9 protein-coding genes are annotated in these 12372 nt (G+C 73.0%); 3 read left to right on the plus strand and 6 right to left on the minus strand.

What is annotated here, in order from left to right; all coding sequences use genetic code 11:
* Positions 1–57 precede the first annotated feature (57 nt).
* The 4 genes from HCJ92_RS17285 to HCJ92_RS17300 form a co-directional block, all read right to left on the minus strand.
* Complete coding sequence (locus HCJ92_RS17285) at positions 58–1440, minus strand: hemolysin family protein (protein ID WP_167934515.1); 1383 nt, start codon at positions 1438–1440, stop codon at positions 58–60.
* Between the two features lie 184 nt (positions 1441–1624).
* Complete coding sequence (gene ybeY, locus HCJ92_RS17290; protein ID WP_167934516.1) at positions 1625–2119, minus strand: rRNA maturation RNase YbeY; 495 nt, start codon at positions 2117–2119, stop codon at positions 1625–1627.
* A 15-nt stretch (positions 2120–2134) separates the two neighbouring features.
* Positions 2135–3211, minus strand: a complete 1077-nt coding sequence (locus tag HCJ92_RS17295) for a PhoH family protein (protein WP_167934517.1) — start codon at positions 3209–3211, stop codon at positions 2135–2137.
* 287 nt (positions 3212–3498) lie between these two features.
* A complete protein-coding gene (locus tag HCJ92_RS17300) occupies positions 3499–4617 on the minus strand; it encodes a carbohydrate kinase family protein (protein ID WP_167934518.1) in 1119 nt (372 codons plus the stop codon).
* A gap of 68 nt (positions 4618–4685) precedes the next feature.
* Here HCJ92_RS17300 and HCJ92_RS17305 point away from each other — a divergent pair, with 68 nt between their 5' ends.
* Both HCJ92_RS17305 and HCJ92_RS17310 read left to right on the plus strand, forming a co-directional pair.
* Positions 4686–5987 carry a 6-phospho-beta-glucosidase gene (locus HCJ92_RS17305; RefSeq protein ID WP_167934519.1) on the plus strand — a complete coding sequence of 434 codons (1302 nt, stop codon included), beginning with the start codon at positions 4686–4688 and terminating at the stop codon, positions 5985–5987.
* A gap of 478 nt (positions 5988–6465) precedes the next feature.
* The gene (locus tag HCJ92_RS17310) at positions 6466–6756 is read left to right on the plus strand and encodes a hypothetical protein (RefSeq protein WP_209311254.1); all 291 of its coding nucleotides are present in this window, start codon (positions 6466–6468) and stop codon (positions 6754–6756) included.
* A gap of 163 nt (positions 6757–6919) precedes the next feature.
* Here the strand turns inward: HCJ92_RS17310 and HCJ92_RS17315 are convergent, their stop codons facing one another.
* Together HCJ92_RS17315 and leuA are read right to left on the minus strand one after the other, a co-directional pair.
* A complete protein-coding gene (locus HCJ92_RS17315; protein ID WP_338054228.1) occupies positions 6920–7579 on the minus strand; it encodes a TerB family tellurite resistance protein in 660 nt (219 codons plus the stop codon).
* 193 nt (positions 7580–7772) lie between these two features.
* Positions 7773–9596: a 2-isopropylmalate synthase gene (leuA, locus tag HCJ92_RS17320; protein WP_167934520.1), complete on the minus strand. Its 1824-nt coding sequence runs from the start codon at positions 9594–9596 to the stop codon at positions 7773–7775.
* 558 nt (positions 9597–10154) lie between these two features.
* Here leuA and HCJ92_RS17325 point away from each other — a divergent pair.
* The coding region (locus tag HCJ92_RS17325) for an MMPL family transporter (protein WP_167934521.1) at positions 10155–12372 on the plus strand (2218 nt) is incomplete at its 3' end.

Consider the following 12372-nt stretch of genomic DNA (forward strand, 5'->3'; position numbering starts at 1 on the left):
ACGGCTCCACCCTCCGCGTCGGCTTCGCCACGGGCGGGGCGCGCGACCGGCGTCGTGTCAGTCGGCGTCCGGACGGTCCGCGGTGCGCGGGGTGTGCTCGCGCTTGCGCTCGCCGGCCTGCTCCGCGTCGGGAGCGCCGATGTCTGCCTGGGGCCGGAGCAGCGGCTCCACCAGGATCGTGATGATCTTGTTCCGTCGGCCCGCCTGCGACTCGGCCGTCAGCCGCAGCGCCCGGAGACCCTGGTCGCCCGGGCTCTCCGGAAGAGGTGCTTCGACGGTGGCGCCGGGGATCGGCACGCGGCCCAGCTCCTTGGCGAGCAGACCGCCGACGGTCTCGACGTCCTCGTCGTGCAGCGCGATGTCGAAGAGCTCACCGAGGTCACCGAGGTCGAGGCGGGCGGTGACGCGGTAGCGCCCCTCGCCCAGCTCCTCGACGGGGGGCAGCTCCCGGTCGTACTCGTCGGTGATCTCACCGACGATCTCCTCCAGGATGTCCTCGATGGTGATGAGGCCGGCGGTGCCGCCGTACTCGTCGATGACGACCGCGACGTGGGAGTGGTCCCGCTGCATCTCCCGCAGCAGGTCCCCGGCGTTCTTGGTGTCGGGAACGAAGGTCGCGGGCCGCATGGCGGTCTCCACCAGTTCCGACTCGGCGGTCCGGCTGGTGTGGACGCGTCCGGCGAGGTCTTTGAGGTAGACGATGCCGACGATGTCGTCGTCGCTCTCCCCGGTCACCGGGATGCGGGAGAAACCTGAGCGCAGCGCCAGCGTCAGCGACTGCCGGACGGTCTTCTCTCGGCTGATCGAGACCAGGTCGGTGCGGGGGACCATGACCTCGCGGACCATGGTGTCGCCCAGCTCGAAGACCGAGTGCACCATGCGCCGCTCGTCGTCCTCGATCAGCTGGTGCCGCTCGGCGAGGTCGACCATCGCCCGCAGTTCGGCCTCCGAGGCGAACGGGCCCTTGCGGAAGCCCTTGCCCGGGGTGAGGGCGTTACCGAGCAGGATCAGCGACTGGGTCAGCGGGCCGAGGACCCGGGCCAGCGGCACCAGGACGTAGGCGGCGGCGGTGGTCGTGTTCACCGGGTGCTGGCGGCCGATGGTGCGGGGGGAGACACCGACGGCGACGAACGAGACCAGCAGCATCACGGCGAAGGCGACGGCCAGCGCCTGCCAGGTGCTGTCGAAGTACGCCAGGCTCGTGTAGGCGACCAGGACCGCCGCGGCGCTCTCGGCCGCGACACGCAGCAGCAGCGCCAGGTTGAGGTAGCGGACCGGGTCGGCGGCGACCGTGGTCAGCAGGGCGGCGCCTCGGCGGCCCAGGAGGACGGCCTCCTCGGCGCGGTAGGCGGTGATGCGGGCGAGCCCGGCCTCGGCGCAGGACGCCAGCCAGGCCAACAGGACCAGTCCGACGACGGCGAGTAGGAGAGAGGTGGTCATCGCAGCGGCACTCGCACACTCGGGTGGGGATGTCGTCGCGTCATGGTGGGTTGGTCAACTCCGGTCGGTATCGGGGCATGCCGAGAGGGCGGCCCGTCGGGGACGGGCCGCCTGGGGCGGTTGCGCCGGCTGGTGGTCAAGGCGTGGCCGCGCTGTTCCGCGGGGCCACGCCTCGGTAGGACGGTCATGTCACGGTGGGCGCCGGGGAGGGGCCGGTGAGGCCCCGCTCCGCGCGCCATCCGTCCACGATGGCCTGCTGGAGGCCGAACATCTCCGCCTTCTCGGCGGGCTCCTCGTGGTCGTACCCGAGGAGGTGCAGGACCCCGTGGACGGTGAGCAGTTGCAGCTCCTCGTCCATGGAGTGGTCGGTGGGCGCGTCCGCGCCCTGCTGACGGGCGACCTCCGGGCAGAGCACGATGTCCCCGAGGAGGCCCTGGGGCGGCTCCTCGTCCTCGCGGCCGGGCCGGAGCTCGTCCATGGGGAAGGACATCACGTCGGTGGGCCCCGGAAGGTCCATCCACTGGAGGTGGAGCTGCTCCATGGCGTCGGCGTCGATCGCGACGACGGCGAGCTCCGACAGCGGGTGGATGCGCATCCGGGTCAGGGCGTAGCGGGCGATGTCGAGCACCGACCGCTCGTCGATGTCGACGCCTGACTCGTTGTTGACCTCGATGGCCATGGTGAGGGTGCTCAGCTACTTTCCGTGCCCGGTGCCGCGGTCGCCGCCGCGGTCGGCGCCGCCTCGGCCGCCTCGGCTGTCTTCGTTGCCCGCCGCGCGGTCGTCGTACCGCTCGTAGGCGTCCACGATCCGGCCGACGAGCTTGTGGCGGACCACGTCGCTGCTGTCGAGCCGCGAGAAGTGGACGTCCTCGACGTCGGTGAGGATGTCCTGGACCTGCCGCAGACCGCTCTTGGTGCCGCCGGGCAGGTCGACCTGGGTGACGTCACCGGTGATGACGATCTTCGACTCGAACCCCAGGCGCGTCAGGAACATCTTCATCTGCTCGGGGTTGGTGTTCTGGGCCTCGTCGAGAATGATGAAGGCGTCGTTGAGGGTCCGGCCGCGCATGTAGGCGAGCGGCGCCACCTCGATGGTGCCGGCGGCCATCAGACGCGGGATCGAGTCCGGGTCGAGCATGTCGTGCAGCGCGTCGTACAGCGGCCGGAGGTACGGGTCGATCTTCTCGTACAGGGTGCCCGGCAGGAACCCCAGCCGCTCGCCGGCCTCGACGGCGGGCCGGGTGAGGATGATGCGGTTGACCTGCTTGGCCTGCAGGGCCTGTACCGCCTTGGCCATGGCCAGGTAGGTCTTGCCGGTGCCGGCGGGCCCGATGCCGAAGACCACGGTGTGCCGGTCGATGGCGTCGACGTAGCGCTTCTGGTTGAGGGTCTTGGGCCGGATGGTCCGGCCGCGGTTGGAGAGGATGTTCTGGGTGAGCACCTCGGCCGGCGACTCGGCGTCGCCACCGCTGCGGAGCATCGCGATCGACCGCTCCACGGCGTCCTCGGTCATGGGCTGACCGGTGCGCAGGACCAGCATCATCTCGTCGAAGAGCCGCTGTACGAGCGCGACCTCGGCGGCGTCGCCGGTCGCGCGGACCTCGTTGCCGCGGACGTGGATGTCGGTGCGGGGGAAGGCGGCCTCGATGACGCGCAGCAGGGCGTCGCCCGAGCCGAGCACGGTGACCATAGGGTGCTTTGCCGGCACCTGGAAGCGGGCGGTGGCCTCGCCGTCGGTCCCCGCGGTCTGGTGTGTGGATGTTTGCGTCATGGGCGGCCTCGGACGGCCCTCGTCATCCCTCTCCGCTGTCGTGTCCGGTACTGGTACTCCAGACTACGACGCCCCGGCGACAGTTCCACCGGAATATATCCCCGGATTCCGCGCGGTCGGCCGCCGGTGGCGGGTGAGCCCGCTCACGGGCCGCCCAGCAGCCGCCCACCCGCCGCCCGAAGGGCCGACGGGAGGCCGGTGAGCGGGTGGCGGGAGGCCGGAAACCGTCCGAGCCCGCCCCCCTGCCGCACGCACCCGTCTGCGGGCCGGTCCCTGCGGCGTCCGGATCAGCCCCGGGACCGGAACCCGAGGGTGGGTGCGGCGCGGCGGCGGGCCTCGGCGGCGGCGTGGGCACCGGGAGTGGGGCAGCCGAGTACCGAGAGCACGTCGTCGAGGAAGGCGTGGTCGGGTGCCGCCTCCCTTTCGCCGGCCAGGACCTGCCGCCGCCAGGCGGCCACCTCGGGCCAGCCCGGCGCGGACAGCGAGCCGCCGAACTCCTGCACCGACAAGGAGGCGGTCAGCCCCGCGAACGCCAGCCGATCGCTGAGTGGCCACCCGGCCAGCGAGCCGGTGACGAACCCGGCGACGAAGACGTCGCCCGCCCCGGTGGTGTCCAGCGCGTCGACGGCCACGGCGGGGACCTCCGCGGTCTCCCCGGTGCGGCCGTCCGCCGCGTAGGCGCCGCGGTCGCCGAGGGTCACCACGACCAGCGGGACGGTCTCGGCGAGGACCCGGGCCGCGCGGCGGGGGCAGTCGGTGCGGGCGTAGCGCATCGCCTCGTCGGCGTTGGGGAGGAACGCCTCGCAGTACGCAAGCTCGGGCAGCGCGGCCAGGTCCCACCGGCCGGAGTCGTCCCAGCCGACGTCGGCGAAGAGAAGGGCGCCTCGGTCTGCCGCCGCCGCGGTCCACGGCTGCGGGCGGCCCGGCTCCAGGCAGGTGACGGCCGAGCGGGCGGGCGGCAGGGGCCCGGCGGGCGGTTCCGGCAGCGGCGCCTGGTGGCCGTGGGAGACCATGGTCCGTTCGCCCTCGTAGGCCATGGAGACGGTCACGGGGGAGTGCCAGCCGGGAGCGGTCCGCGACAGGGAGAGGTCGATTCCCTCGCCCTCGTCCAGCGTTTCCCAGCAGTACTCGCCGTACTTGTCGTCGCCGAAGGCGGCGGCGAGGGAGGTACGCAGTCCCAGGCGGGCGAGGGCGGTGGCCATGTTGGCGACGCCGCCGGGGCTGGAGCCCATGCCCCGCGCCCAGGACTCGGTGCCGCGCACCGGTGCGCCGTCGAGACCGGTGAAGACGATGTCGAGGAACACCGTCCCCGTGAGGTAGACGTCGCAGCCGACGTCACCCGGACGGCGCAGGGCCGCCAGGGGGTCCTGGGCGGGGCACCGCTCGCCGCCGGTGGGGTCGTGCATCTGGGTCCTCCCTGCCGGCCGCCGTCGGCCTGACCGTTGTGACATGACGTCTACGGTACGTTCCGGGCATGAGGCTTACGATCATCGGCGGCGGCGGCTTCCGTGTCCCCCTCGTCCACCGGGCGCTGCTCGGCGCTCCGCCCGGCGGAGTGACCGAGGTGGTGCTGTACGACACCGATCCCGGCCGGGCCGCGGTCATCGCGGCCGTGCTGCGGCAGCAGGGCGAGGGGCCGGCGGTGACCGTCGCCGGGGAGCTGGGGGAAGCGCTCCGCGGCGCGGACTTCGTCTTCTCCGCGATGCGGGTCGGCGGCACGGCGGGCCGGGCCCGGGACGAACGCCTGGCGCTCGCCGAGGGGGTGCTGGGGCAGGAGACCGTGGGCGCCGGCGGGGTGCTGTACGGGCTGCGGACGGTGCCGGTGGCGGTCCGGCTCGCGGAGCGGATCCGGGAGGTGGCGCCGGAGGCGTGGGTCATCAACTTCACCAACCCGGCGGGGATGGTGACCGAGGCGATGTCGGCGGTGCTCGGCCCGCGGGTCATCGGCATCTGCGACTCACCGGTGGGGTTGGTGCGGCGCGCGGCGCGCGCGGTCGGAGTGGACGCCTCCCGTGCCGAGTTCGACTACCTCGGCCTCAACCATCTCGGCTGGCTGCGGTCGTTGACCTACCGGGGGCGGGATCTGCTGCCGGGGCTGCTGGCCGACGACACGGCGCTGGCGTCGTTCGAGGAGGGGCGGTTGTTCGGCGCGCGCTGGCTGCGTGCGCTGGGGGCGCTGCCCAACGAGTACCTCCACTACTACTACTTCCGCCGGGAGGCGCTGGAGCAGGCGTGGGAGGCGACGGAGACGCGGGGCGAGTTCCTGGACCGGCAGCAGTCGGCGTTCTTCGCACGCGCCGCCGCCGAGCCGGGGCGGGCGGGGGCGCTGTGGGACGTGACGCGGATGGAGCGTGAGCGGACCTACCTGGCCGAGGCGCGCGAGGCGGGGGGCGGTGGGGAACGCGACCCGCAGGATCTGGAGGGCGGTGGGTACGAGCAGGTCGCGCTGGAGCTGATGCGTGCCCTGTCGGGGGAGCGACCCGCCCGGCTGATCCTGAACGTGCCCAACGCGGGGACGGTGACGGCGCTGGACGACGCGGCGGTGGTGGAGACGGTCTGCGAGGTGGACGCCGCCGGGCCGCGCCCGCTGCCCGCCGTGCCACCGGGCGACGGCGAACTCGGGCTGATGCTCCAGGTCAAGGCGGTGGAGCGCGCCACCATTCGCGCGGCGCTCACCGGGTCCTACGACGCGGCGCTGCGCGCGCTGACGCTGCATCCGCTGGTCGACTCGCCCGCCGTCGCCAACCGGCTGCTGCTGCGGCGCCTCGGGGAGTGAGGGCCGGGACGCCCAGCCTTTCGTCTCCCGCCGCCCGCACGCAGCGGGACGGCTTCGGTCGGTTTCCGGCCAGGAATGCGGCGGTCGTCCGGCGTCTCCCTGCTCGCGCTGCGGAGCGCTGCGGTGGCCGGGTAGCCCGCCGGTCGCCGGGCGGGTCCTCACCCGACCGGGTGAGGGGCACGATCCGGTGTCTCGCCCCGAAGGGGTACGCCGCGGCGCGAGGTGGACGCGTCGGCCCCGCCCGTGAAACCGGAACCCGGGTCCGGGCGTCGGCTGCGGCGGTTGTTCCGGTCCACCGGTCCGAGTGCGGTTGGGCCGGGCCGAGGTCGGGCACACGATCGGGAACTCTCCGTGCCGCCGAGCGATCTGCCGTTCCGCGTGTGGGAGGGTCGGCCACCGGGTGCCGCACAACTGGCGGAAATGTGACACGCGTCACTCTCACCGGTTTGCGGTCGGCGGTTCCGGTAAGGCGGTTGTCATGGTCACACGTAGTCGAGGAAATCCGGTCGCATTCGTCGTGGCGCTGCTCGCGAACCTGGCGGCCGTCATCATCGTGCTGTGGATTCTGCTCTTCATGCTGGAGGCCAACCGTGACAATACGGTGGTGGACTTCGTGCACGACGCGGCGTCATGGCTCGCCGCCTGGTCGCGCGACATGTTCGACGTCTCGCCCGACTGGTGGCACGTACTGCTGAACTACGGCATAGCCGCCGTGGTCTACGCAGCCATCGGCAACCTGGCAGCCGGAGCGTTGCGACGCCGCTGGTAGTGGGGCCGGCCCACGGGGCCGGCGGTGAGGAGGAGGACACGGGCCGCCGGGACGCGCCGCCACGAGAACGTGGTGACGGGTCCTGGCGGCCCGTCCGTCGTTCCCGGCCCGCCGACCCGCCGACCCGCCGGCCCGCCGCCGCTGCGCGCCGGTGGCGGTCGGCTCAGACGCCCTGGCCGGCCTCGGTGATGAGCCGCTCGGTGTCGGTGGGGGCGAGGGCCAGCGCGTTGCCGATCTCCGCCAGCGCGGTGCTCTCCGCCGCGAGGTACGTGCCGTCGGCGAGGGCGATGCGGGCGGCCTCGCGGAGCAGCGTCTCGCGGCCGACGGTCGCCAGGTGGGGCGCCAACGGGGTCAGCGCGGCCCGCAGTTCGTTCTCCAGCGCTCCGCGCCCCTCCGCCGTGACGACGTCGAGCAGCGTGAGAAGCCGTTCCTCGGTGCAGTCGGGGTTCCCGCCGGTCCGGACCGACTCCACGGCGGCCTCGCGGGCGGCGCGCGACTCGGTCCCGCCCGCGGCCAGCACGGCGAGGGCGATGGTCTGCACGGCGTCGCGCAGCATCAGCGAGAGCCGGACCGTGGTGGGCGCACCGAGGGACTGAAGAGTGAAGCGGTTCCGGCAGAAGGAGCACTCCACCACCGGTACCGCGGTGCCGCGCGGCAGCAGCGGCACACCGAGGACGGTCAACCGGCGTCGGCCCTCCAGCCGCTGGTAGCAGCGGTCACCGCCGCAACTCGGGCAGTAGAACTCACCGTCCTCGACGACCCGCCACACGGTGCGGACCCCGGCGACCCAAGTCAGTCCGGTCCTTCGTCGGGAGTGCGCCACGCCCGTACCTCCGTCACATGTCGGCGACGCTGCCGCAGTGGGGTGATGTTAGCCACAGGTGTGCGGTGGCGTCAGCACCCGGGAGGGACAAAGCCGGGTTCCGGCGTGTGCACGTCCGAATTCCGTCCGTGGTGGTGCCGCCCGGCGGTCGGGCCGGGGTGGGCGCGCCGACGCGCCCACCCCGGAACACCGGTCAGCGCGCGGCGCGGTTGACCGCGGAGGCCACGGCCTTCAGCGAGGCCATCACGATGTTGTCGTCGATGCCGACGCCCCACCGGACCTGGTCACCGATGGCGCACTCGATGTACGCGGCGGCCTTGGCGCCCGCGCCCTCGCTCAGCGTGTGCTCGACGTAGTCGAGCAGTCGTACGTCCTCGTCGATGACACCGACCCCGGACAGCGCGTCGAAGAACGCGGCGATGGGGCCGTTGCCGGTGCCGTCGAGGGTCGTGTCGCTCCCGTCGACGACGCCGGTGACGGTCAGCCGGTCCCGGCCGTCCTCGCCCATGGCGAGGCCCTGCGTGGCGTGCAGCTGGATGCGGCCCCAGGGGCGCTCGGGGGTGGGGAGGTACTCGTCGGCGAACGCCTGCCAGATCTGGGCGGGGGTGACCTCGCCGCCCTGGCTGTCGGTCCGGTCCTGGATGATCCGGGAGAACTCCACCTGCATCCGGCGCGGCAGGTCCAGCTTGTGGTCGTTCTTCAGGACGTACGCGATGCCGCCCTTGCCGGACTGCGAGTTGACGCGGATCACGGCTTCGTAGGTGCGGCCGACGTCCTTGGGGTCGATCGGCAGGTAGGGCATCTCCCACGGCATCTCGGTGACCGCGACACCGCGCTCGGCGGCGTCGGCGGCCAGCGCCTCGAACCCCTTCTTGATGGCGTCCTGGTGCGAGCCGGAGAAGGAGGTGTAGACGAGGTCGCCGACGTAGGGGTGGCGGGGGTGGACGTCCATCTGGTTGCAGTACTCGTAGGTGCGCCGGATGTCGTCGATCCGCGAGAAGTCGATCTGCGGGTCGACGCCCTGGGAGAAGAGGTTCATGCCCAGGGTCACCAGGTCGACGTTGCCCGTGCGCTCGCCCTGGCCGAACAGGCAGCCCTCGACGCGGTCCGCGCCCGCCATGACGGCCAGTTCGGCGGCGGCCACGGCGGTGCCGCGGTCGTTGTGGGGGTGCGCGGAGAGGCAGACCAGCTCGCGGCGGGACAGGTTGCGCGACATCCACTCGAAGCGGTCGGCGTGGGTGGAGGGAGTCGAACGCTCCACCGTGGCGGGCAGGTTGAGGATGATCTCCCGCCCAGGCTCCGGCTGCCACACGTCCATCACCGACTCGCAGACCTCCAGTGCGAAGTCCAGCTCGGTGTCGGTGAAGATCTCCGGGCTGTACTGGTAGCCGAAGGCGGTGCGGTCGTCGAGCAGCTTCTCGGCGTACTCCATGACCAGTTGGGTGCCGTCCACCGCGATCTGCCGGATCTGGTCCTTGCCGCCGCGGAACACCACGCGCCGGAAGACGGGGGCGGTGGCGTTGTACAGGTGGACGGTGGCGTTGCGCGCGCCGACCAGCGACTCCACGGTGCGCTCGATCAGTTCCTCGCGCGCCTGGGTCAGCACGGAGATGGTGACGTCGTCGGGGATCGCGTCGCCCTCGATGATGGAGCGCACGAAGTCGAAGTCGGTCTGGCCGGAGGCGGGGAACCCGACCTCGATCTCCTTGTAGCCCAGGCGGACCAGCAGGTCGAACATCTCGCGCTTCCGCGCCGGCGACATGGGGTCGATCAGGGCCTGGTTGCCGTCGCGCAGGTCGGTGGAGAGCCAGCGGGGGGCCTGCGTGATCCGGCGGTCCGGCCAGCTCCGGTCGGGCAGCTCGACGCTCTCGTACGGCGCGTAGCGGTGCGCGGGCATTCCGGAGGGGAGCTGCCGGGCGGTGCCAGTGGTCTGCGGCGTCCCCGCGCGGCCGGTGGCGGTCGCCGGTACCACGGGGGAGACGGGCGATGCGGACGGGTCGGACGGCTGTGCGGCCATGGTGCTGGTCTCCTACCAGGGAGGGCTCGAAGGACCGACGGCACGACCGGACTCCGCGGGGAGGGGGTCGGTCCCGTTTACGGAAGACCCTCGCCGCGGCGGCTAAGGAGGAGCATCGTCACGCTTCGCATCCCCGCCAGGGTATCCCCTGCCCGGCGACCGGCGCCGCGCACGTATCACTATGCGAGATCTGGACCGGCCCGGTCCCCGGGACGGGACACCCGGCGGGACGTGCGACGGGGCTCTTCGGCCGGCACCCCCCCGCGGGGCCCTTCGGCGGGGTCGCCGGTGGTGGCCCGGGGTGGCGCGCACCCCGGGGAGTCATCCCGGGGGAGTATCGGGACCCCGCTGTCACCGCGGGGAGTACGCGGCGGATCACTCCCGGGGGCGAGCCCCCGCGGCCCGGGAGGCGGGGATGCTGTGACGGTGCCCGTATCCGCGTTCCGCGGCGGCGGTCCGACCGGTCGCGTCGGACCGGCGTGCGGCCGGTCGGGCCGGGTAACCGCATGCTGCGGCGATCCGCCTGCTCACCAGCGACGACGACAGGAGGCCCACACGATGAGGGCCGAAGCCACGGCCGCCCCCGGCGGCTCCCCCGACGACGGCTCCGCCGGTTCCGGTCCGCCCGGCGGCGCGGCGGCGGGCGCTGGCGGTGCACCGCGTTCCCGTCGTCTCGCGCTGCCCTGGGCGACGGTGGCGCTGTGGGTGGTGCTCCTGGCGCTGCTGGGGCCGTTCGCCGGACAGCTGAGCGGGGAGACGGAGGACGACTCCCTCGCCTACCTGCCGGACAGCGCCGAGTCCACCGAGGTGGCGCAGATCGTGCGGGAGCTGCCGGGCGGCGGCACCGACGACGTGATTCTGGTGCACCAGCGCGAGGACGGTCTCAGCGGCGAGGACCTGGCCGTCGCCGACCGGCACGCCGAGACGGTCGCGGACCGTCTGGAGGTCGTCGGGGAGCTGTCGGACCCGGTGGTCTCCGAGGACGGCACCACCGCGTTCCGCGCGATCCCCCTCGCCCCGGACCAGCAGGTGCCGGGCGGTGGCGAGGACGCCGAGGACGATCCGGCCGCCGCCGCCGTGGAGCTGGTGCGGGACATCGTGGCGCAGGACGTGCCGGAGGGGCTGACCGCGCAGGTCGGCGGGCCCGCCGCGATCGGCGCCGACGCGGGTTCGGTCTTCCAGTCCATCGACCTCACGCTGACGCTGGCGACGGTCGCCGTGGTGACGGTCCTGCTGATCGTGATCTACCGCAGCCCGCTGCTGTGGCTGCTGCCGCTGGTCTGCGTGGGCATCGCGGCGATGGCCGCGATGGCGGCGGTCTACGCGCTGGTGCAGCTCTTCGGCATCACCGTCTCCACGCAGGCGTCGTCGATCATGACGGTGCTGGTCTTCGGAGCCGGCACCGACTACGCGCTGCTGCTGGTGGCCCGCTACCGGGACGAACTGCGGGAGCACCGCGTGCCGTACGAGGCGATGCGCACCGCGTTGCGCGGCTGCGTCCCCGCGCTGCTGGCGTCTTCCGGGACGGTGGCGGCGGGTCTGCTCTGCCTGATGGCGGCGGATCACAACAGCAGCAACGGCCTGGGCCCGGTGGGCGCGGCCGGGGTGCTGTGCGCGCTGGTGGTCATGATCTCGCTGCTGCCGGCGCTGCTGGTGCTGTGCGGCCGGCGGGTCTTCTGGCCGCTGGTGCCGGAGTACGGCAGTGAGGCGCGGGGCCGGGGCAACATCTTCGCCCGCATGGGGACCTCGGTGAGCCGCCGTCCGACGGCGCTGCTGGTCGGCGGGCTCGTCCTGCTGGGCGCGCTCAGCCTGGGCAACCTCAACCTGCCGGGGCCGCTGAAGGACGAGGACTTCTTCACGCAGACCCCCGACTCGGTGGTGGCGATGCAGACGCTCGCCGACGCCTTCCCCGGCCAGTCCACCCAGCCGATCACGGTGGTCGCCGACAGCGACGCGGCCGACGCCGCGGTCGCCGCCGCGGAGGAGACCGACGGCGTCGCCCGGGTGGTGCCGGGGCGCACCGCGGACGGTTGGACCGAGATCAACGTCTTCGCGGAGGGCGCCTCGGACTCGCCGGAGGAGCGGGAGACCGTCCGCGAGCTGCGCGACTCCCTCGCGGGTCTCGACGGCCGGGGCGCGCTGGTGGGCGGCAACACCGCGCAGGCGGTGGACCTGGACGACACCAACGCCCGCGACCGGGTGGTCGTCATCCCGCTGGTGCTGATCTCCGTGCTGCTGATCCTGGTGCTGCTCTTCCGGAGCCTGGTCGCGGCGGCGCTGGTCCTCACCGCGGTCGTCGTCTCCTGGGGCGCCGCGCTGGGTCTCGGCGGGCTGTTCTTCGGACCGGTGTTCGGATTCGAGGGGATGGACGGCTGGATCCCGTTGCTGACGTTCGCCTTCAGCGTCTCGCTGGGCGTGGACTACGGGATCTTCCTGATGCACCGGATGCGGGAGGAGGCGTTGCGCGGGGCGGAGACCCGGGAGGCGGTGCTGATCGCGCTGCGCAAGACCGGCGGGGTGATCGCCTCGGCGGGCATCGTGCTGGCGGCGACGTTCGGCGTGCTGATGAGCCTGCCGCTCGTGGTCATGGTCGAGCTGGGCTTCGTCGTGGCGGTGGGTGTGCTGATGGACACCTTCCTCGTGCGGCCCTATCTGCTGACCTCGGCGTGCTGGCTGCTGGACCGGCGGATGTGGTGGCCGGGAGCGTTGTCGCGGCCCGGTGGCGCCCCGGGCGGTGGCAGCCGCGGCGCGGTGCCGCCGGCGGGCGGCCCCGGCG

The sequence above is a fragment of the Streptomyces spiramenti genome, from assembly GCF_012034385.1.
Lineage (GTDB): Bacteria > Actinomycetota > Actinomycetes > Streptomycetales > Streptomycetaceae > Streptomyces > Streptomyces spiramenti.

Bases quoted from the DNA above. Each gene is read 5' to 3' on its own strand.
- HCJ92_RS17285 (WP_167934515.1), bottom strand. From the start codon at position 1,440: ATGACCACCTCTCTCCTACTCGCCGTCGTCGGACTGGTCCTGTTGGCC.
- ybeY (WP_167934516.1), bottom strand. From the start codon at position 2,119: ATGGCCATCGAGGTCAACAACGAGTCAGGCGTCGACATCGACGAGCGG.
- HCJ92_RS17295 (WP_167934517.1), bottom strand. From the start codon at position 3,211: ATGACGCAAACATCCACACACCAGACCGCGGGGACCGACGGCGAGGCC.
- HCJ92_RS17300 (WP_167934518.1), bottom strand. From the start codon at position 4,617: ATGCACGACCCCACCGGCGGCGAGCGGTGCCCCGCCCAGGACCCCCTG.
- HCJ92_RS17305 (WP_167934519.1), top strand. From the start codon at position 4,686: ATGAGGCTTACGATCATCGGCGGCGGCGGCTTCCGTGTCCCCCTCGTC.
- HCJ92_RS17310 (WP_209311254.1), top strand. From the start codon at position 6,466: ATGGTCACACGTAGTCGAGGAAATCCGGTCGCATTCGTCGTGGCGCTG.
- leuA (WP_167934520.1), bottom strand. From the start codon at position 9,596: ATGGCCGCACAGCCGTCCGACCCGTCCGCATCGCCCGTCTCCCCCGTG.